The sequence below is a fragment of the Blastomonas sp. AAP53 genome (assembly GCF_000331245.1).
GTDB lineage: Bacteria > Pseudomonadota > Alphaproteobacteria > Sphingomonadales > Sphingomonadaceae > Blastomonas.
Genome location: NZ_ANFZ01000017.1, coordinates 1 through 21,865, shown reverse-complemented (window position 1 = coordinate 21,865; position 21,865 = coordinate 1). Strand labels below are relative to the sequence as shown.

General features: G+C 64.6%; 9 protein-coding genes. 6 read left to right on the top strand and 3 right to left on the bottom strand.

Translation table 11 applies throughout. The features are described from left to right. The first annotated feature begins 55 nt into the window (after window positions 1-55). The 3 genes from D618_RS0113815 to D618_RS0113805 all read left to right on the top strand — a co-directional run bounded on the left by D618_RS0113815 (window position 56) and on the right by D618_RS0113805 (window position 3,281). On the top strand, window positions 56-1,171 hold the full coding sequence (locus D618_RS0113815) for an alkene reductase (RefSeq protein WP_040370815.1): 1,116 nt from the start codon (window positions 56-58) through the stop codon (window positions 1,169-1,171). Next, complete coding sequence (locus D618_RS0113810) at window positions 1,168-1,968, top strand: sterol desaturase family protein (RefSeq protein WP_017672120.1); 801 nt, start codon at window positions 1,168-1,170, stop codon at window positions 1,966-1,968. Before D618_RS0113815 ends, D618_RS0113810 begins: the two co-directional genes overlap by 4 nt. A gap of 83 nt (window positions 1,969-2,051) precedes the next feature. Next, window positions 2,052-3,281 carry a threonine synthase gene (locus D618_RS0113805; protein WP_017672119.1) on the top strand — a complete coding sequence of 410 codons (1,230 nt, stop codon included), beginning with the start codon at window positions 2,052-2,054 and terminating at the stop codon, window positions 3,279-3,281. A gap of 71 nt (window positions 3,282-3,352) precedes the next feature. Here D618_RS0113805 and D618_RS18490 read toward each other — a convergent pair whose 3' ends face one another. From D618_RS18490 to D618_RS0113790, 3 genes are all read right to left on the bottom strand, one after another. After that, window positions 3,353-4,456, bottom strand: a complete 1,104-nt coding sequence (locus D618_RS18490) for an acyl-CoA dehydrogenase (RefSeq protein WP_017672118.1) — start codon at window positions 4,454-4,456, stop codon at window positions 3,353-3,355. Window positions 4,457-4,562: 106 nt separating this feature from the next. After that, on the bottom strand, window positions 4,563-5,738 hold the full coding sequence (locus D618_RS0113795; RefSeq protein ID WP_017672117.1) for an acyl-CoA dehydrogenase family protein: 1,176 nt from the start codon (window positions 5,736-5,738) through the stop codon (window positions 4,563-4,565). 167 nt (window positions 5,739-5,905) lie between these two features. Then, window positions 5,906-6,700 (bottom strand): enoyl-CoA hydratase/isomerase family protein, encoded by a 795-nt coding sequence (locus tag D618_RS0113790; protein WP_017672116.1) that lies wholly within the window; start codon window positions 6,698-6,700, stop codon window positions 5,906-5,908. A 155-nt stretch (window positions 6,701-6,855) separates the two neighbouring features. Between D618_RS0113790 and D618_RS19115 the strand changes: the two genes are divergently transcribed. From D618_RS19115 to D618_RS19750, 3 genes are all read left to right on the top strand, one after another. After that, entirely contained in the window at window positions 6,856-7,563 is a 708-nt protein-coding gene (locus D618_RS19115) for a methyltransferase domain-containing protein (protein WP_017672115.1), read from the top strand. A gap of 315 nt (window positions 7,564-7,878) precedes the next feature. Next, the gene (locus D618_RS0113780) at window positions 7,879-9,633 is read left to right on the top strand and encodes a POTRA domain-containing protein (RefSeq protein ID WP_017672114.1); all 1,755 of its coding nucleotides are present in this window, start codon (window positions 7,879-7,881) and stop codon (window positions 9,631-9,633) included. Continuing rightward, a partial coding sequence (locus tag D618_RS19750) for an MBG domain-containing protein (protein ID WP_017672113.1) occupies window positions 9,630-21,865 on the top strand: 12,236 nt, incomplete at its 3' end. The genes D618_RS0113780 and D618_RS19750, both read left to right, overlap by 4 nt.

Below are 21,865 nucleotides of genomic sequence, written 5' to 3'. Positions count from 1 at the left end.
CTCAAACGCTGTCTCGGCAAAATGCCCGGCAGCTCAAGACGGAGATGCGATGACCATGGCCACCCTGTTCGACCCCATCCAGCTGGGCGCGATTGCCTGCCCCAATCGCATTCTCATGGCGCCGCTCACCCGCTGTCGTTCGACCAGGGCGCACGTTCCAGTGCCGATGATGGGCGAATATTATGCGCAGCGCGCCAGCGCGGGGTTGATCATTTCGGAAGCCACCGGAATCAGCCCCGAAGGGCTCGGCACACCTTACGCGCCGGGCATCTGGAACGACGAGCAGGTCGAAGCCTGGAAGCCGATCACCGAGCAGGTGCACAAGGCGGGCGGACGCATCATCTGCCAACTGTGGCACATGGGCCGGCTGGTGCACTCGGATTTCATCGGCGGAAAGCCGCCGATCTCGGCCTCGGCCACCCGGTTCGATTATCACGCCCACACATACGAGGGCACCAAGGCTTATGATACCGCCCGCGCGCTGCCGGTCGACGAGATTCCGCGCGTGATCGAGGACTATGCCCGCGCCACCGAGAACGCGCGCCGCGCCGGGTTCGACGGCGTGCAGATCCACGCGGCCAATGGCTATCTGATCGACCAGTTCATCCGCTCGTCGTCCAACCTGCGCGACGACGATTATGGCGGCGCAATCGAAAACCGCATCCGCCTGCTGGGCGAGATCACCGAGCGGCTGGTCGATGTGTGGAGCCACGATCATGTCTCGGTGCGCCTGTCGCCCAATGGCGAGACGCAGGGTGTCAACGACGCGACGCCCGACGCCACCTTCACCGCTGCGGCGGCCTTGCTCGACAGCATCGGCATCGCGTTCCTGGAACTGCGCGAGCCGCCTGCCAACGGCACCTTCGGTGCGAGCGATACGCCGCCGGTCAGCCCGCATATCCGCAAGGTGTTCGCCGGACCGCTGGTGCTGAACAGCGATTACGTGCTGGAGAATGCGACCGCCGCGATGGCCGAGGGCTGCGCCGATGCGATCAGCTTTGGCCGGACGTTCCTCGCGAATCCCGATCTGCCCGCGCGGCTGGCAGCCGATGCGCCGCTGACGCCCGACAATCCCAAGCGTTGGTACGGACAGGGGCCGGAAGGCTATACCGATTATCCGACGATGGAGCAGCAGCAGGTCACCGGAGCAGAGGCTGCCACAGCCTCATGATCGCCAGCGGCCAGCCATGGCTGATCAGTCTGGTGCTGCTGGGCACCGCGCTGGCGCTGTTGCTGGCCGAGGCGCTGTTTCCGCGCCGCCGCCGCAGCCTCGCTAGATCGCGCCGCTGGCCTGCGCATATCGGCTTTGTGCTGGTCAACATGCCGGTCGAGCGCGGGGTGCAGGCGTTGGTGTCCATAGCTGTGTTCGGTGCGGCGACAGGCTATGCGCCGCAGCCCGATTTCGGTCTGCTGCCGCTGACGGGGCTTCCCGGCTGGGTACAGGGTGTGCTGGCCATCGCGCTGCTCGACCTTGCCGTCTGGGCGCAGCACTGGGCGACACACAGGCTGCCATGGCTGTGGCGGCTGCACCGGGTCCACCATGCCGACCGCGATCTCGACATGTCGACGGCGCTGCGGTTTCACCCGCTGGAGATCGGCCTGTCGATGCTGTTCAAGATGGGTGTCGCGCTGGCGCTGGGCGCGCCGTTATGGGCGCTGATCGTGTTCGAGCTGTTGCTCGCGGTGCTGCCGATGTTCAACCACGCCAATCTGGCGCTACCCTTGTGGCTCGACAGTGTGCTGCGATGGGTGATCGTGACGCCCGACATGCACCGGGTGCATCACAGCACCCGCCGGGTCGAGCATGACACCAACTACGGCTTCTGCCTGTCGATCTGGGACCGGCTCTTCCGCACCTATTGCCCGCGCCCCAGTGGCGGACACCAGACGATGCAGATCGGGCTGGGCGATTATCCGGGCCCGGAAACGACCCGGCTTGGCTGGGCGATGCGGCTGCCGTTCCGCTGACAGCCTGTCGCTGAATGTTATGTCGATGAAGACCCCGTGATGAACCCCTGTCGCCCGAACCGGGCATGGAGACTCCCCCACCAATGCCCCTGCTGACCAACATTACCGCCGACCGCGCAAGCTTCGTCACCCATCTCGAATGTTCGATGACCGGGGAAGTCTATCCCGCCGATCAGGTGCACGGCCTGTCGCGCGTGGGCCGGCCCTTGCTGGTGCGCTACGATCTGCCTGGCATCGCCGCGCATCTCGACCGGGACGAACTGGCGGCGCGCGCGACCGATCTGTGGCGCTGGCGCGAGCTGCTGCCGGTGCGGCAGGCGCAGCATATCGTCAGCCTGGGCGAGATCGAAACGCCTCTGGTGCCGCTGCCGGTATCGGGGGGGCCGAACGTGCTGGTCAAGGACGAGGGCCGTCTGCCCACCGGATCGTTCAAGGCGCGCGGGCTGGTGATGGCCGTTGCCATGGCCAAGGCGCTCGGGATCACGCGGATTGCGATGCCGACCAACGGCAACGCCGGCGCGGCGCTCGCGGCTTATGCGACCCGCTGCGGCATCGAGACGATCGTGTTCTGCCCCGAGGACACGCCCGACATCAACGTGCAGGAGATTGCACTGCAGGGCGCGCGCGTGTGGCGGGTCAACGGGCTGATCGATGATTGCGGCGCGATCGTTGGCGAGGGCGCCAAACAGGGCCGCTGGTTCGATTTCTCGACGCTGAAGGAGCCCTATCGGATCGAGGGCAAGAAGACGATGGGGCTGGAGCTCGCCGCGCAGTTCGGCTGGACCCTGCCGGATGCGATCTTCTACCCCACCGGCGGCGGCACCGGGCTGATCGGCATGTGGAAGGCGTTCGACGAGCTGGAAGCCCTGGGCTGGATCGGGCCGGAGCGGCCGAAGATGTTCGCGGTGCAGGCGGCGGGCTGTGCGCCGATCGTCAAGGCGTTCGATGACGGCGTCGAGCATGCCGAGCGCTGGGAAAGTGCCCAGACCGTGGCGGCGGGCATCCGCGTGCCGCGCGCGGTGGGCGATTTCCTGATCCTGCGCGCGGTGCGGGAAAGCGGCGGCAAGGCGCTGGCGGTCGAGGATGCCGCGATCGAGGCAGCAGTCGAGCAGGCGGCGCAGCGCGACGGGTTGCTGCTGTGTCCCGAAGGCGGCGCGACGCTGGCGGCTTATCATGACGCCTTGTCCGCCGGGCTGGTGAGCGCAGCGGATCGCGTGGTGCTGTTCAATTGCGCGACCGGATTGAAATACCCTATGGCAGACGCCTCGCGGCGTCTCGACCGGCACGCGCCGATCGACTTCGACGCGCTTTGAACGCGCCGTGTTTCAGGTCCTCGCGTCACCCTGGCAAAAGCCGGGTGACGCAAGGGCTTGAAACCGAATGATCAGAGCGGAAACGCCTGACGGATCGCCAGCAGGCGGCGCAGCGCGCGGCCCAGCGGCAGCTCTTCGGACATGCCCATGCCGCCGTGCAGCTGGACCGCCTGCTTGCCGACCTCGACCCCGTCCTCGCTGACCGCACGATAGGCGGCGCGCGCGGCGCGGGTCATGGCGTCGGCATCGCCTGCCGCATCATGGGTGACGGCTTCATAGACCAGAGACCGGGTCTGATCGAAGGCGACCGACATGTCGACCATCCGGTGCTGCAGCACCTGGAACGTGGCGAGCGGCACGCCGAACTGCTTGCGGTCCATGGTATAGGCCTGCGTGGCGAGGCACAGGCGGCGCATGATGCCGGTGCCTTCGGCGGCCAGCAGCAGCCGCGCCTTGTCGATCACCTTGTGCAGGGCTTCGGCTGCAGCGCCGGTGTCCAGCAGCAGCGCGTCTGCGCCGACTGCAGCATTGTCGAGCGCCACATCGGCAGCCCAATGATCGTCGCGTAGGCGATAGGGGGTCACGGTGACGCCCGCGCCATCGGCGGGGACGAGGAACAGGCCGAGGCCCGCGTCGCCGCTGCCGGGTTCGCCGTCGATCCGCGCCAAGACGATGATCGTTTCCGCCGCCGCTGCGCCATGCGCGAGCGACTTGTGGCCCGAGAGCGTCCAGCCGTCGCCGCTCCGTGTGGCGCGGGCTTCGCAATACCAGATGTCGTGGCGCGCGCGTGGTTCGTGCAGCGCCACGCCGATCGGCGCGCCGCCCGAGACGATGCCCTCGATCAGATCACTGCGCTGCTGCGATTCAGCGCTCGCGGCGATCAGGCCGCCAGCCAGGATGGTGCTCGCCAGCACCGGCTCGACCACCAGGCCTTCGCCCAGAACCTCGAACAGGCTGACGCAATCGCCCAGGCCCGACTGGCCTTCGCCCTGCAGGCCGCCATCGGCCTCGGCAAACGGCAGCATCAGCCAGCCGGCCTCGGCCATCTCGGCCCACAGCGTGGTGTTGAGCGGAGCCTCGCCCATCTGGCCGAGCTTGTCGTCGGCATAATGTTTCTGGGTAAAGCGGCGGGCACTGTCGATCAGCAGCTGCTGATCATCATTGGGTGCAAACATGGGTGTCTTGTCCTGAATATCTGCCTGGCGCGGATGCGGTCATCCGCGCCAGGTCTTGTGCGCACGTCCCTCGACTTCGCTCGGGACAGACGGAAAAGGCGGTGTCTTAGAGCCCGGCGGCCATCATCTTGGCGAGAATGTTCTTCTGCACCTCGTTGGTGCCGCCATAGATCGACTGCGCGCGGCCGAAGAGGAACACCGACATCGCGTGCTCGCCTTCCTGGCCATAGGGGTGCGCCGGGTTTTCCGCCGGACGCGGCAAGGCTGCCGGTCCTGCGATATCCAGCGCCAGTTCCGATACGTCCTGCGACAGCTCGGTTCCCAGCAGCTTCAAGGGGGCTACCAGCCGCATCGCTTCCATCGACTGGCTGGGCGATTCGAGCGCGCGGGCTTCCAGCGCCGCCAGCTTGGCGAGCCGCTGTTCGAGATCATCGAGCCGCTGCGCAATGCGGGGATCGTTGATCGGCGGATCGATGAAATGCTCGGTCGACGCCGCCCATTCGCGCAGGCGCGCGATGTCGCCGCTGGTGCGGGTGACACCGGCAATCCCGGCACGCTCGTTGCCCAGCAGGAACTTGGCATAGGTCCAGCCGTCGTTCTCGTTGCCGACCAGGTTCTTCACCGGCACGCGTACATCGGTGAAGAACACCTCGTTGAGGTGGTGCATGCCATCGATGGTGCGGATCGGGCGGACTTCGATACCCGGCGTGTTCATGTCGATCAGCAGGAACGAGATGCCGTTCTGCTGCTTCACTTCGGTGTTGGTGCGCACCAGGCAGAAGATCCAGTCCGCCCAGTGGCCCTGCGTGGTCCAGGTTTTCTGGCCGTTGACGACATAATCATCGCCATCACGGATCGCGCGGGTCTTCAGGCTGGCCAGGTCCGATCCTGCGCCCGGCTCCGAATAGCCCTGGCACCAGAAGCGCGTGCCATCGAGAATGTGCGGCAGATGCTCTGCCTTCTGCTCTTCGGTGCCGAAGGTGTAGATGACGGGCGCGACCATGGTGATGCCGAACGGGCTGTACGAAGGCGCGCCCGCCTTGGTCGATTCGTCGGCAAAGATGCGCTTCTGGGCAAGCGACCATTCGCAGCCGCCATATTGCTTGGGCCAGCCGGGGGCACCCCATCCGCGCTTGGCGCGCACGCCCTGCCACCAGGCGGTCAGCTCCTTGCTGGAGTTGGCAAAGCCATCGGCGGCGAAACGCTTTTCGGGCGGCAGTTCGGCATCGAGAAACGCGCGTACTTCCGCGCGGAAGCTTTCCAGGTCTTCGTCTTCGGTCATCGTCCTCACCTCTTTTGGCATGTGCTTGTTGGCGTGCAATCTGCACCGGAAGCGCGCAAAAGCAAAGCGCGAATGGCCTGAAAACAGCCGATTTCCGGGCCGTTTGCGCGCGATGCTGCGCGGACGTTACGGCAAGGCCGGTGCAGCGCGGCCTCGTGATTTCCCCCTCAGCGGTCGCGAAACGCCGGCGGGCGCTTTTCCATGAACGCGCGGCGGGCCTCGGCATAATCCTCGGTCATGCTCAGCAGGATCTGCTGGCGGTCCTCGAGCGCCAGCGCGGCCTCGAATCCGGGCGCGTCGATGTTGCGATTCAGCGCATCCTTGCTGAGCCTGAGCCCCATCGGGCTGGCGAGCAGCATGTCGGCGGCAAGCGCCTCTGCCCTGCTGCCGATCGAGTCCATGTCTGCAATCTCGCTGACGAAGCCGGCCGCCAGCGCGCGCTCGGCCCCGACGAACCGGCCCGACAGGATCATCTCGGAGGCGAGCGAACTGCCCACCAGCCGGGGCAGGAAATAGCTCGATCCCATGTCGCACCCGCCCAGGCCGATACGGATATAGGCTGCGTTCATGCGGAAATCAGGCGTGCAATAACGCACATCGCTGGCGAGCAGCAGCGACATGCCGCCGCCGCACGCCGCGCCCTGCGCGCAGGCGATGATCGGCTGCGGACAGCTGCGCATCAGCTGCATCACCGTCGCGATCGCGCGCTGCGTCCGCCAGCCGGCATGCACCGCGCCCTCGTCCGCGCGCGGCGTCCAGCCCTTCAGGTCAAGCCCGGCGCAAAAGGCGCGGCCCTCTGCCCGCAGGATCACCACGCGCACGTCGTGCCGGTCGTGGAGGCTGCGCAAATAGTCCTGCAGGCCCATGATCATCGCCTCGTCCATCGCATTGAGCGCTTCGGGACGGTTCAGCGTGACCGTCTCGACGGCACCGTTCGACGTGATCTGGATGGCTTGGGTCATGTGTCGTTCTCTCCCCGACCGGTTGCGCGGTGGCATCGGGCGCCCCGGTCCGGCATTTCATGGTTAAACCGGTTTTAAGCGCCGGGCCGCTGCGTTAGGGCTTGAGGCCTGCCGAACTTTGCCGACCCGCGTCAACCACAAAGGCCCTCTGCTGCATGCTGTCATCGATCACCCAGCGCCTCAAGGGCCGTTCGCCCGCCGAGATCGTGCGTCTGGTGGGACACAACATCGTCTATCATGCGCGCGAGATGACGCCGCGTGCCCGCGCCCGCAACCGCCAGTTTCGCGCCTTTGACGCGCAATGGGGCACCGATACCTTCGCGGTGCGCGAACTGCACACGCTGGCCGTCGATCCAGGCGTGGCCGCGCATGCCCGGCGCTATCAGGCGAGCAGTGGCAAGAACATGCCCACCTGGTTTGCCGACCTCGACATCGATTTCGCCCGCACCGTGTTCATCGATTATGGCTGCGGCAAGGGCCGGGCCGTGCTGGAGGCTGCGCGTTTTCCCTTTGCCCGTGTCATCGAGGTGGAGTTCGCACCGGAACTGGTGGCGATTGCCGAACGCAACCGCGAGATCATGGCGGCCAAGGGTGGTCTTGCCGCGCCGGTCGAGTTCGTGTGCATGGACGCAGCGCGCTACGAACCGCCCGTCGACGTTGATCTGCTATGCTTCTTCTACGATCCATTTGGCGATGCGATCATGGCCCCGGTGGCGGACCGTCTCGCGGCGCTCGAACAGCCCGTTTCGATCATCTATCTGGAGCCCAACTGCATCGGCCAGTTCCGTCGTTCGGGGCGGTGGACCGAGGGGGTCAGCGTCGACAATCTGGTCCTGCGCAACCCCGCCGCGCTGGCGCGCTGACCGCCGGCTGCCCGATACAGGGTTGATAGGTCGTTCACCGCCTCTTTCGGTGCAAAAAGCCTTTCATTCGCTTGCCTTTTTTGCCGGCAAATGCTTAATCGCGCGCAGGGGCGGGGTCGGCTGGTTTCACAGCAAAACGGTTTATCCTTGCAGGCAATGGCGCTGGACGTTGATCCGGTTTCCAAGTCCTTGTGATCTGTTGCACACGACAGATTGCAAGAGCTGTTAACCGATTGCGGCAGCTCGATTCCTGACGTTCCGAGGCGGGGTCGCACCCTCTCTAATCCCTTCGGGGTTCTGGAACCTGAAAACCGCATGACGATCTCGCGGATACTGAATCTGGAATGCGGCCGGCTGGCTGCGATGGCGCGCGGGTGCGCAATGGCCTTGGCAGGCTGCGGCCTGCTGCTGCCTGCGCTGGCATCGGCACAGGTGCTGCCCGGATCGGTGCGTCCGCCTGCAGGCACTTTCGAGCGCGAGAACCGCGCGCCAGACGTCCCCCTGTCGACGCCGCGCAACCCCTTCACCATCGACCGGCCCCGTACCGACCCCAGCACCGTCGATGATACCGCCAAGGTCCTGGTCACCAAATTCCGCATCCAGGGCTTCAACTATCTCGACGAAGACCGGCTGCAGGCACCGCTGGCGCCGTTTCTGGGCCAGGAGCTGACGCTTGCGGACATCTACCGCGCTGCCGATCTGCTCACCCGCGTCTATGCCGAGGCTGGCTTCGCATTGTCCTTCGCCATCGTCCCTGCCCAGCAGATCAGCGACGGTGTCGTCGTGCTGCAGGTGGTCGAGGGCAGCGTCGATGCGCTGGAGGTGCAGCTCAAGTCTGGCGCCGGGCTTGTCGGCGAGACTCGGCTGACCGACATGATCCGCCGCCGCTTCACGCCGCTGCTCAAGCGCGGCCCGGTGATGGTCGACGAGCTGGAGCGCGCGATCCTGACCGCAGGGGACCTCGGCGGCATGGACGTCTCGGTGGTGGTGCGCCCGTCCGAAACCACCCCGGGTTCGGCCAATCTGCTGGTGGTGGTCGATCTCGATCCGGTGGTGCTGGAAGCCCAGTTCGACAACCGCATCCGCGACAATCTGGGCGATCGCCGGTATCGCGCAGGTGCCACCGCCAACTCGGTGCTGCTGCCCGGCGACCAGCTGGTGCTCGATGCGCGCATGACCTTGCCGACCGAAGGTTTCATCTCGGGCTTTGCCCAGTACAGCGCGCCGATCACCGATGACGGGCTGGTGGGCACGATCTCCTATTCGCGGGCCCGCTCGCGCGCGGTGCGCGGTTTCCTCTCGATCCTGCAGTTCCGCGGCGAGGAAGAGGTGGTTCGTGCAGGGTTGAGCTATCCGCTCCGCCGCACGCGCAACTCCAGCCTGATCGTCGGGCTGGAAGGCACCGCGATCAATTCGGACAGCGGCATCTTCGGTGTGACATTGATTGATGATCGCAGCCGCTTCTACGAGCTGTACGGCAGCTACGACTGGGCGTCTGCCGATGGCAGCACCGGGCTTTTCCGGCTGGGTATGAGCCAGGGGATCGATGGCCTGGGCGCGACCGGGCGGTTCAACCCCTTGCGCAGCCGCAGCCAGGGCGATCCCGAATTCACCGCTGCCAATGCTTCGCTGATCTGGACCGCGCCGCTGGCCGGCACGGCGCGCGTTCGGGTCAATGCTGAGGCGCAGATGGGCCTCAACGGTGGAGCCTCGGCATCGCGCGAGTGCAATTTCGGTGGCGACCGCTTTGGCCGTGCCTATGATTACGGCGCGGCGGGCGGCGACCATTGCGTCAATGTCGCACTGGAAGTGAATGACCGACTGACGCTGGGTCCCGTCACCTTGCAGCCCTTTGTGTTTGTCGATGCGGGCATCCTGCGCCAGAGCGGCCGGCTTGATTTCGCTGAGCTGCGCGTGACCGAACTTTGGTCGGCAGGCGGCGGGTCGCGCGTTGCGCTGCCTTATGGCCTGTACGGTGAAATCTACGCCGCCTGGCCCGGCAAGGCGCGCTTCACGCCCGATGGCAGCAGCGATCCGCGGATCTTCTTCTCGATCGGGGCGACGCGATGAGCATTTACCGGACGATCAACCAGCGCGCCCAGCGGCTCACCAGCTGGCAGGTGGCGCTGCGCACCGGAGCAGCGGGGCTTGCCATCGTGTCTTCGCAGGCAGCGATGGCCAATCCCGGCGGCGGCACGGTGGTGGCCGGCAGCGCGACGATCAACGGCCAGGGCACCGACCGCGTACGCATCGACCAGTCGAGCGACCGGGTGATCATCAATTGGGACAATTTCTCGATCGGCGCAGGCCAGGGTGTCGATTTCCGCCAGCCAAATGCCCGCTCGATCGCGCTCAACCGCGTGACCGGGCCGGAAATCAGCCAGATCATGGGCGAGCTGACCGCCAACGGCCAGGTGTACCTGATCAACGCCAACGGCATCGTCTTCGGCAAGGATGCCAGGGTCGATGTCGCAGGCCTGGTGGCGACCAGTGCGGATATCGCCAACGATGCGTTCATGGGCGGCGGCGCGTTGCGTTTCGGCTCGCCCGGCCGCGCCGGGGCGAAGGTCACCAACCATGGCACGATCACGGTGCGCGATGCCGGAATCGCCGCCTTCGTCGCGCCGCAGGTCGCCAACGATGGCATCATCACCGCGCATATGGGCCGCATCGCGTTCGGCGGGGCGCGGGCGTTCACGCTCGATCTGCACGGCGACAACCTGATCCGCTTCCAGGTCGGCGATGCGGTGACGCAGACCGACGACAAGGGCGCCCTGGTCGCGATCGATGGCGTGGTCGATGCCCGCGGCGGATCGCTGCAGATCACTGCATCGGCGGCGCGCGATCTGGTCAACCAATCGGTGCGCATCGGCACGCCGCAGGCATCGTCGATGCAGGTCGGCGCGGACGGCAAGGTCTCGCTGGTCGCGGCCAAGGTGACGATCGGTGCACCGGGCGAAGTGCAGGTCGGCAGAAATGTCGGGATGGACCTTTCGTCCGCCACCAATGCGGTGGTGTCGGCCACCCGACCGGCCAACGGCAGCGCAACCAGCAATATCGGCTGGGCCAATGTGATCGATGGTGACGTGAGCGCTGTACCCGGGGCGGCGATGGCGGGCAGCGGCACCGGCGGCACGCTCACCATCGACGCTGCACGCACCATCCTGGATGGCACGATCAATCTGGATGGCAGCAAGGTGGGTGGCACCGCGCACATCACCGGCAGCGATTTCCTGTCGTTCGGCTCGATCCTCTCGGCCAGCGGCGCGGAGGCAGGCGGCAGGATCGATCTCGATGCGGGCGGGTTCTCGCTGGCCGGGCGGATCACGGTCAATGCCGGACTCGGCAAGGGTGGCAGCGTCGATATCCACACCACGCGCCGCGCGATCGATACCGGCGATGCGTTCATCGACGCCAGCGGCCTGCATGGCGGCACGATCCGTTATACCTCTGACCAGCAGATCATCTCGTCGGGCAAGTTCCGCGCCTCGGGCAGCCACGGCTTTGGCGGTTCGATCGATGTCAGCGCGCCGCGGCTCGACCTGTTCTCGGCGCAATTTTACGCGCAAGGTGGCATCCGTGGTGGCCGGGTACGGTTGGGCGGCGAATTTCAGGGCGGCAAGGGCCTCGACGTCGACGAGCTGCTGAACGCCCGGACTCTGGTGGCGACCGATGCGGTGACGATCGACGTGTCCGCCATCGGCATGCGCGGCAACGCCGGTGAAATCGTCATCTGGTCGGATGAGAAGACCACGTTCCTGGGCAGCGCGATCGCGCAAGGCGGTCTGGTCGGCGGTCTGGGCGGGCAGATCGAGATTTCGGGCAAGGACACGCTCGTCTATCGTGGCACGGTGGAAACCGCGCGCGATGGCCAGCGCGGCGGCAAGCTGCTGCTCGATCCGAAGAACATCATCATCGCCGATGCCAGCAATTCGCCCAGCCAGTACGGGCTGGTGCTGCAGGCGTTTGCCAGTTCGTTTCCCACCACCGCCCCGGCGCAGCCCGGGCTCGAGGCAGGGGACGGCTTCGGGGCGGCGGTCTCGCTTGACGAGAACCGGCTGGCGGTAGGCGTGCCGGGTGACGATGGCGCCGATGGCACGCGGACCAATACCGGCGCGGTCTATCTGTTCACCTTTGCCGACAACAGCTTTGCAGCGCCCGTGCTCAACGCGATCATCGGGTCCGGCTATACCGGCGGCAAGAATGTCTCCATCGCCGGCCCGGAACTGAACGACCGGTTCGGGCTTTCGGTTTCGCTGTCCGACATTCGCCTGGCGGTGGGGGCACCGTTTGGCAGCGGGGCCGATGACGGTTCTGGCGTGCCCAACTCGGGCGAGGTATATCTCTTCGGGTTCAGCGACTTCGAGTTCAATAACGGCACGTTGCTGGGCATGCTGGGCGCTGGTTATTCGGGCCCGTCGAGCCTGAGCGTGAACCTCGAACCGCTCGATGCCTTTGGCAGCAGCCTGTCGCTCAATGGCCTCCGGCTGGCGGTGGGGGCCCTGGAGGATGACGGAGACAGCAACAGCGCCTCGAACACCGGCGCGGTGTATCTGTTCACCTTTGCCGATCTCACATTCGCTTCGCCCGTGCTCGAAGGCATCATGGGGGCAGGCTATTCGGGCGGCAAGAACGTGTCGGTGGCGCTCGACGATGGCGACCTGTTCGGCACGGCGGTGGCGCTTTCAGGCTTTGGCCTGGCGATCGGTGCACGCGGCGATGACGGTCAGGGCAATTCCGGATCGGACCACGGCGCGGCCTATCTCTACAGCTTTGCATCGGGCGATTTCAGCACCGCGACGCTGCAATCGATCCTGGGTTCGGGCTATACCGGGCCTAACGATGTCGACCTGTTCCAGTTGGGCGCTGACGATCGGTTCGGCTCGGCGCTGGGCCTGATCGGCGGAGAGAGCCTTGCCGTCCTGGCCACGGGCGATGATGGCCTTTCCGAGACCGCGACCGATACAGGCGCTGCCTATCTGTTCAATTTCAGCGATGCCTTTTTCCAGGGGCCGCTGCTGGTCGGCACGATCGGCGCCGATTACGGCAGCCTGGGGGGAAGGAACCAGTCCATCGCCGGGCTGGGGGCAGGCGACACGCTCTCTTCGCTCGCGCTCGGCTTTTCCGGTCTGGTGCTGGGCACCAGCAATGACGACGGGCGCGGGGACATCGCCGCTGATGCCGGTGCCGTCTACCTCTTCACCTTTGGTGACACCGACTTCAACGATGGCCGCCAGGTCGGCACACTGGGGGCAGGCTACAGCAGCTTCAATGGGCTTTCGCTGGTTGGTCAGGGGCTCGATCCGTTCGAGAAATTTGGCACGTCGGTATCGCTCAACGGCAACCGGCTGGCGGTTGGTGCGCCCGGAGACGGCGGCGCAGGCAATGACAAGCCGGGTTCGGGCGCGGTCTACCTGTTCACGTTCGGCGATAGCCGCTTCAGCGCCCCCGTGCTTCAGTCGATCGTCGGATCGGGCTACACCGGCGGCAAGAATCTGTCAGTAGCGCGGCTGGAGGCCAATGACCGGTTCGGGACAAGCGTGTCGCTGGACGGATTGCGTCTGGCGGTCGGTGCGCCCAGTGATGATGGCAGGTTCAACGAGGCTGCCAACGCAGGCGCGGTCTACCTGTTCTTTTTCGCCCGCGAAGACTTTTTTGCGGGCGAGCTGGGCGACTTTGTCAGTTTTGCCTCTTTTGCTCCCGGCGCGATCGCCAGCGAAGGCGCATTGTTCGGAACATCGGTTTCGCTGAGCGGCAATGCCATGGCGGTGGGGGCCATCGGCGACTCTGGCGGCGATCCGATGTTCCCGGTCACCAACGCTGGCGCTGTGCATATCATCGGTTTCGGCGATGGCAGTACCGATCTGCTTGCGACCATCGGCAAGGGCTATGAGGGCGTCAGCAATTTGGACATTGCCGACCTGGATTCGTTCGACGAGTTCGGCAAGGCGGTGTCGCTGAGCGGGCTGCGGCTCGCTGTCGGTGCGCCGGGAGACGATGGTTTCCAGAATGACTTCTTCAATACCGGCGCGGCCTATCTGTTCACCTTCGGGTCCAGCGACTATGACGGCGGCTCGGTCGCGGCCACCATCGGCGCATTCTATGGCGGACTGAACGATTTTACGCCGTCTGGTCTGGGCCTGGGTTCGACCGACCAGGACTTTTTCGGCAGTTCGCTCTCGCTCAAGGGCTCGCAGCTTGCCGTGGGGGCGGCTGGCGACGATGGGCTGGGCGATTCCCTGCTGGATGCAGGCGCAGTCTATCTGTTCACCTTCGATGCTGCTGACTTCAGCGGAACCAGCCAGGTCGGCGTGATCGGTGCGGGTTACTCGCAAAATGACGATTTTGCGGTGAAACTGCTGCCCGGCGAGGCTTTTGGCAGCGCTGTATCGCTGGACAACGACCAGTTGGCCGTCGGGGCGATCAACAATTCCGGCAAGCAACTCTCGGCTCTCGATGCAGGCGCGGTCTATCTTTTCACCTTCGGCGGCGCGAACTTTGCCGAAACGCGGCTGGCTGACACTTTGGGCTATGGCTTTGCGGGCACGGGCAACTTCACTGTTCCGGGACTTGGCGATACATCCGGTCCGTCCGGTCTGCGATTTGGCAGCTCCGTTGCGCTGGACGGGCTGAGGCTGGCGGTCGGGGTGCCGGAAGATCCGGGCGCGGCGATGAGCGGTTTCTCGCTGGGCGCGGTCTATCTGTTCAGCTTTGCCGATCTGGCGTTCGGTGCACCGGTTCTCGAATCGATCATCGGCGCAGGCTATTCGGGCGCCAAGAACGTCTCGATTGCGCTGTCATTCGGCAGCAGCTTCGGCGCGGGGGTCGCGCTCGACGGCAACCGGCTGGCGGTGGGCGTGCCAGGCGACAGCGGCAACGGCGATCCGCCGGGAATCGGCGTGGGGTCGGTGTTCCTGTTCACCTTCGGCGATGCGCGGTTCGGCGGTGGAGCATTGGTCGGCAAGGTCGGTGACGGGTTCACCGGCGCACAGAGCATCAACGTTTCGGGCCTCGAAAATTTCGACAGCTTTGGTGCATCGGTTGCCTTGCGCGGTACCGCCCTGGTTGTCGGGGCGCCGGGCGATGACGGCCAGGGAAGTGCCCCTGCCGATTCAGGCGGCGTCTACCTGTTCACCTTTGCCGATACGGCCTTCAACGGCGGCGTGCGCGAGGGATATATCGCGTCCGGCGCCAATGGCGGGGGCAAGGATGTCAACCTGGCGCAGCTTGGCGCCAGCGACAATTTCGGCAGCGCCGTCGCGCTCAGTTCGTCGCGCACCAGCCTGTTCGTCGGGGCGCCGGGCGATGCCGGAACCTCGGATATCGATCTTGGTGCCGGGGCGGTGTACGAATTTGCGTTCAGCGACGACACCTTCAGTTCGGGAACATCCACCGCGATCTTTGGCCTGGGCTATGATGGCTTCAGCGATATCAATGTATCGGCGCTGGTGGCCGGCGATCGCTTTGGCACGGCACTCGCGCTCGATGGCGCAAGGCTCGCGGTCGGTGCGCCGGGCGATGCCGGTGCTGGCGACAACCTGCCCAATGCCGGGCAGGTCTATCTGTTCACGCAGGTTTCGACGGCCTATTCGCTCACCGGCCTGATCGGCTCGGGCTATGCGGCCAGCAGCGATCTGCCGATCGGCAGCCTGGACAGCGGCGACTTTTTCGGTTCGGCGCTGGCGATGGATCAGGGCCGGCTGGTCGTCGGCGCGCCAGGCGACGATGGTTTTGCCGATACCGATATCGATGTCGGCGCGACCTATCTGTTCACGCTGGGCGAGAACCTTTTCGATGCTCCGGTTTCTGCCGGGGTGATGGGCAGCGGCTATGGCGCGCAGAAAAACACCGCGCTGCCCAGAAGTTTCAACGACTTTCTGGGCGCATCGGTGGCTTTGCGGGGTACGCAGCTGGCGATTGGTGTGCCGGGTGCGCGACAGGCTGGCGGCGGTGAGGTCAGTCTGGGCGCAGTGTTCCTGTTCACCTTTGCCGATGCCGGTTTTTCCACCCCGACGCTGACCGGCGTCATCGGCCAGGGCTATACCGGCGCAGGTAACTTCAATGTCGGCGTGCTCGACAATGGCGATGAATTCGGTGCCGCTGTGTCGCTCAGCGGGCTGCAGCTCGCGGTGGGCGCGCCGGGGGATGATGGCGCAGCAGGCGACCGCAATGACGCGGGCGCCGTGTATCTGTTCACCTTTGCCGATACCAGCTTTGCCAGCCCCGTACTCGCCGCGCGGCTGGGCTGGGGCTATTCAAGCAGCACCGGTGCCAATGATGTCGGGGTTGCCGATCTCGTGGCCGTCGACCGTTTCGGCACCAGCGTGGCGCTGTCAGGCCTGCAGCTTGCCGTCGGCGTGCCAGGCGATGATGGCGCGACAGACAGCGCAGTCGATTCCGGCGCGGTGCAACTGTACACCTTCAGCAATTCACTGTTCAACAATGGCGAACGTGTTGGCACCATCGGTCTTGGTTACGGCACGACGGCGGCCGATTTCGATCTGGCCTTGGACGCAGGTGATGGTTTCGGCTCGGCGGCATCGATCAGCGGGCTGGGCCTTGCAATCGGCGCAAGCGGCGATGACGGCGGAAGCAACACCAACATAGAAGCAGGCGCAGTCTACCTGTTCACCTTCGCAGACACCGGCTTCACGGGTCTCAGTCTCGCGTCGACGATCGGCAGCGAATACGAGGGCGGCAACAACCTGTCCGTCGGCGGTCTGTCGACCTTCGACCAACTGGGCAGTGCGGTCTCGCTGGAAGGCCGTTTGCTGGCCGTGGGTGCCAGGGGCGATGATGGCCTGTTCAACGACAGGCTTCAGGCCGGTGCGGTCTATCTGTTCTCCTTCCTCGACACCGATTTCTCTTCGCCTAACCTCAGCGCGACGGTTGGCGCGGGCTACGCACAGTCCGGCAATCTGTCGGTGATCGGGCTGGCCAGCGCGGACGCATTCGGCTCCAGCGTGGCGATCGATCAGGGCCGTCTGGTGGTGGGCGCTTCCGGGGATGATGGCCGGTCTGGCGGGATCGACAATGCCGGTGCGGTCCATCTGTTCCGCTATGGCGGGGCCTTCAGCGGTCTGTCGCAGATCGGTGTGATCGGCAACGGCTATGCCAGTGGACCGACCCGGTCGCTGGCGGCCCCGGGCATAGGCCCGAGCGAACAGCTGGGTGCATCGATTGCGCTGGACGGCCTTCGCCTCGCCATCGGTGCGCCAGGGGACTCCGGCGCATCGAATGACGCTGTCGCATCTGGCGCGGTCTATCTGCTGACCTTCGCTGATCTCGATTTTGCCGCGCCAACCCTGCAGGCCGTGATCGGCTCGGGCTATTCCGGCGGCAAGAATCTCTCGCTCGCCAGTCTCGACCCCGATGACCGTTTCGGAACATCGGTGTCGCTGAACAGCGTCGGCTTTCTCGCCGTGGGTGCCGATGGCGATGACGGGTTCGGGAATTTGCGGGTCGAAACTGGCGCCGTCTATCTGTTCAGCTTCGCCGATAGCGCGTTTTCCGGTCTCACCCAGATTGGGCTCCTTGGCGCCGGATACACCGGGCCCGGGAACTTCGACACCCCGCTGGACAACTTTGACTATTTCGGAACCTCGGTCGCGTTCTCGGGCATGGATCTGGTAATCGGCGCTCCTGGCGATGATGGTTTCAACAATCCGGGCACTATCGACGATGCTGGCGCGGTTCACCTGTTCCAGTTCGATACCGGAACATTTGCCGTAACCCAGCTGGGGACCATCGGATCGGGCTATACCGGCAGCAGCAGCATCGACCTGGCACCGCTCGATTTCAACGACAGTTTCGGATCTTCGGTGTCGCTCAATGGGGGCCGTCTTGTCGTGGGGGCCCCGCTTGACGAGGGCGCAGGCAACGTTGGCGGCACCAGCAGCGCGATCGGTGCGGTCTACACCTTCACCTTTTCCGGCAGCTTGTTCACCGGTGGCGCACACGCCTCGACGATCGGGCTGGGCTATGACGGGCCCAACGATTTCAATGTCTCGACGCTGGGTACGGCCAATCGGTTTGGCTCGGGCGTGTCCCTTGACGGCAATCGCCTGGCAGTCGGCAACCGGCAGGACGAAGGCGCGCTCAACACGCTGACTGCCGCTGGCGCGGTGCATCTGTTCAGCTTTGCCGACGCCGGATTTGCCACTCCGGTGCAGGAAGCGATCATCGGCGCTGGCTATACCGGCGGCAAGAATATCGATGTCGCGCTCGATGACATCGACCTCTTTGGCTATTCCGTTGCGCTGGATGGCAATCGCCTCGCGGTGGCTGCCTTGCTCGATGACGGGCCGGGCAATGCCATGAGCGATAGCGGCAGCGTGTATCTTTTCACCTTTGCCGATTCCGCGTTCAACGGCGGCAAGCTCAAGGGGTCCATCGGTGCGGGCTATCGGCCCACTGTCGTGCTGGATCTGGCCGCGCCGGTGCCGCTGTCGCTGACGACGGTCGGTATGGGCGACGGGTTTGGCACCTCCCTGGCGCTTGATGGCAATCGGCTGGCGATTGGCGCGCCTGGGGACGACGGCGTGACCGACAGCCTGAATGACGCCGGCGCGGTCTATCTGTTCAGCTTTGCCGATGCCATGTTTAGCGGCGCAACGCTCCAGTCGGTGATCGGCCATGGCTATGTCGGCGGCAAGAACCTGTGGCCCACCGAAATCGAAGCCGACGACAAGTTTGGCTATGCGGTCTCGCTTGATGGCAACCGGCTGGCCGTGGGTGCATTGGGCGATGACGGTGTGTCGAACACCAATGCTGGAGCCGGGGCGGTGTATCTGTTCGGCTTTGCCGACAGCCAGTTTGGCGGAGGTGCGCTGGAAGCGATTATCGGTTCGGGTTATTCTGGCGGCAAAAACGTCTCGATTGGCGCGCTTGATCCCGATGACCTGTTCGGTGTGTCCGTCTCGCTTGACGGCAACCGGCTGGCGGTGGGTGCGCAGGGCGACAGCGGTGTCAGCAACGGCTTGACCGCGTCGGGGGCGGTGTATCTGTTCTCCTTTGCAAATGCGCAGTTTGCAGGCGGGGTCCTGGAAGCCACGATTGGGTCGGGCTATACGGGTGGAAAGAACTTCGACGTCTCGCTCGAAAGCGAGGATTTCTTCGGCACCGCGGTTGCGCTTGATGGCACGCGGCTGGCTGTCGGCGCGGTTGGCGACGATGGCAGCGGGGAAATCCTGTCTTCGGCAGGCGCCGCCTATCTGTTTACCTTCACCGACCTTGAATTCAATGCGGCCCAGCAGCGCGGGATCGTCGGAGCAGGCTATGCCGGTGCCGGTGATGTCGACACTGTCTTCACGCCATTCGGGTTTACCGACACCAGCTTTTTCGGCACATCGCTGTCGCTCGACGGGGTGAGGCTGGCAATCGGCACGCCTGGCATTGCAATCGGCGTAACCAGCCCCTCCAGCTCTGGTGCGGTGTACCTGCTGACCTTCAGCGACACCGATTTCAGCGATGGTACGATCGATGAAATCCTCGCCAATGGGGCTCTCGACTTCGGCGTAAACGTTGACCTCAACGTTGATCTTGACGGCGCTGACTTCTTTGGCACCTCGGTCTCGCTGGATGGCAACCGGCTCGTGGTTGGCGCCTTGGGCGACGACGGCTTTGGTAACGCTGCAGCATCGAACGGTGCTGGCGCGGTCTATCTGTTCACCTTTGAAGATGCCGCCTTCAACGGCGCGCAGCAGCGCGGCAAAATCGGCGCGGGCTATACGCGTGGGCTGAGCACGCCGGTTTTCGGGCTGCGATCGGGCGACGAGTTTGGCGGCGCGGTGGCATTGGATGGCAACCGGCTCGCGGTCGGCGCAAGTGCAGATACCGGGGCCAATAAGGACTCAGGATTCACTACCGGCGCGGTGTATCTGTTCAGCTTTGCCAATGCAGATTTTGCCACCCCGGTGCTCGAAAGTATTCTCGGCCAGGATTATACCGGCGGCAAGAATTTTGATGTTCTGGGCCTCGATCAAGCGGCGAGATTCGGCGCTTCGGTCTCGCTGGACGGCAACCGGCTGGCGGTTGGCGCAAACAATCTCAATGGCGGCACCGTCTTCCTGTTTACCTTCTCGGACGCTGCCTTCAGCACGCCTGCGCTTGCCTCGATCATCGGCGCAGGCGTGAGTGGCCCCAACGACCTGTCGGTGCCAGTCGCTTTTGGTGACTTCTTCGGCACTTCGGTTTCGCTTGATGGCAACCGGCTTGCTGTCGGTTCTACCCTCGACGATGGGGCAGCAGACGCTTTCACAGATCGCGGTGCGGTCTATCTGTTCAGCTTTGCCGACAGCGCATTTTCCAGCCCGGTTTTCGAAGCCACCATCGGTGCGGGCTATAGCGGTGGAAACAATGTCTCGCTTTCCCAGCATGAGGCGGGTGACGAGTTTGGCAGCGCGGTGTCCTTGCAAGGCCTGCGGCTGGCGGTGGGAGCCAGACACGATGATGGATTTGCCAATGTGGATGCCAACACCGGCGCTGTTTACCTGTTCACAATGTCGGACACGGATTTTTCAGGCATCGCGCTCGCTGGCACCATCGGGCGGGATTATTCCGGGCTTGGCGACCTCAATATCAGTCGACTGAATTCAAACGACCGTTTTGGGCAGTCCCTGTCGCTTGATGGCAACAGGCTCGCCATTGGGGCGCCACTCGATTCCGGAGCATCCGACAGCACTGCTTTTGCCGGTGCGGCGTATTTGATTGGCTTCTCGGACGCCGCGTTCGGTGCGCCATCATTGGCTTCCATCATCGGCAGTGGTTACACTGGGCCAAACGACTTCTCCGTGGATGGTCTCGAAGCATTTGATGGATTCGGTTCTGGTGTGTCGCTCGATGGTGGCCGACTCGTCGTGGGTGCATCCGTCGACGGCGGACCTGAAAACCAGGTATCTGGTTCGGGCGCTGTCTATTTCTTCGCGCTGGGTGCCGGTGCGCTCCCCGGCCTCAATTTCAGCGACAACCCTGCCTCCGATGTGACGATCAGCGCCAGCGCGCTGGCCGCGATCCTGTCGGGCGGCACCGGCGTGACGCTTCAGGCGAACAACGACATCACCGTCAACGCCGCGATTCTTGTCAACAACCCATCCGGCGATGGCGGCAACCTGACGTTGCGCGCGGGCCGCTCGATCCTGATCAACGCAGGCATCATCACCGATAACGGCAGTTTCACTGGGTTCGCCAACGATCGCGTTGCCAATGGCGTGGTCGATGCGTTCCGTGATCCCGGCGATGCTGTCATCGCATTCAGCCCGGATGGCTTTATCGACGCTGGCCTGGGCAATGTCCTGCTCAACATCCAGTCGGGCAGCGGCCTTACTTTCTCGCAGAGCGGCGCGATCTCCTTGGGGTCGATCACCGCTTCGCAAATCAGCATCTTCAATGCCGGTTCGTCGGGCAACACGGCGGTCACGGTCAACAGCGGAGCGTCGCTGACTGCTTCCGGTGCCGGCGATGCGATCGTGGTGCTGAGCGATGTGTTCACCAACCTGGCGGGCGCGAGCGCTTTCAGCCTGACCGGTGGCGGGCGTTTCCTGGTGTACGCCACCGATTACGATGCCATCAATCGGGGCGGCCTGGTCGGCAACAATCTGTACAACCGCACCTTTGTCGACGCCCCGCCGGGATCGGTGGCGCAAACCGGCAACCTCTTCATCTTCCAGCGCCAGCCGATTCTCACCTTCACCGCCGATGATGCGACGCGCACCTATGGCGAGGCGACGCCCGACTTCACCTTCCAAATGGCCGGGCTGGTCAATGGCGATAGCGCCGGTTACGCCTATTCGGGCGCACCGCATGTGTTCAGCGAAAACTCCGGCAATGCCGGTCTGGACTTCATCGGCATCATCCGCAATTCGCTGACGTCCGATGTCGGCTATGGCTTCGATTTCGTTCCCGGCACGCTCACCACCCTGAAGGCGCTGCTGACCGCGCAGGCCAACGACCAGACACGTCAATACGGAGCGGGCGACCCTGCGTTCACGGTCACCTATTCGGGCTTCGTCAATGGCGACGATGAAAGCGCGATCCTGTCCGGCCCGAATTTCTCGACCATTGCTGACATTACGTCTGATGTGGGCAGCTATACCATCGACCTGGGCGAGGCCTTTGCCGACAATTATGATTTCAGCTATGTACCCGGCACGCTGACGATCACCAAGGCGCTGCTCACGGTGACCGCAGACAACGCCAGCCGCGAGTACGGATTGGCCAACCCGACCTTCACTGGCAACATCACCGGTTTCCGCAACTCTGACACCGCAAGCGTGGTCTCGGGCCTCGTGTACAACACGGTCGC

What these genes read in the sequence shown, in the direction of transcription:
- D618_RS0113815 (WP_040370815.1), top strand. Translation starts at nt 56, where the DNA reads ATGGCCACCCTGTTCGACCCCATCCAGCTGGGCGCGATTGCCTGCCCC.
- D618_RS0113810 (WP_017672120.1), top strand. Translation starts at nt 1,168, where the DNA reads ATGATCGCCAGCGGCCAGCCATGGCTGATCAGTCTGGTGCTGCTGGGC.
- D618_RS0113805 (WP_017672119.1), top strand. Translation starts at nt 2,052, where the DNA reads ATGCCCCTGCTGACCAACATTACCGCCGACCGCGCAAGCTTCGTCACC.
- D618_RS18490 (WP_017672118.1), bottom strand. Translation starts at nt 4,456, where the DNA reads ATGTTTGCACCCAATGATGATCAGCAGCTGCTGATCGACAGTGCCCGC.
- D618_RS0113795 (WP_017672117.1), bottom strand. Translation starts at nt 5,738, where the DNA reads ATGACCGAAGACGAAGACCTGGAAAGCTTCCGCGCGGAAGTACGCGCG.
- D618_RS0113790 (WP_017672116.1), bottom strand. Translation starts at nt 6,700, where the DNA reads ATGACCCAAGCCATCCAGATCACGTCGAACGGTGCCGTCGAGACGGTC.
- D618_RS19115 (WP_017672115.1), top strand. Translation starts at nt 6,856, where the DNA reads ATGCTGTCATCGATCACCCAGCGCCTCAAGGGCCGTTCGCCCGCCGAG.
- D618_RS0113780 (WP_017672114.1), top strand. Translation starts at nt 7,879, where the DNA reads ATGACGATCTCGCGGATACTGAATCTGGAATGCGGCCGGCTGGCTGCG.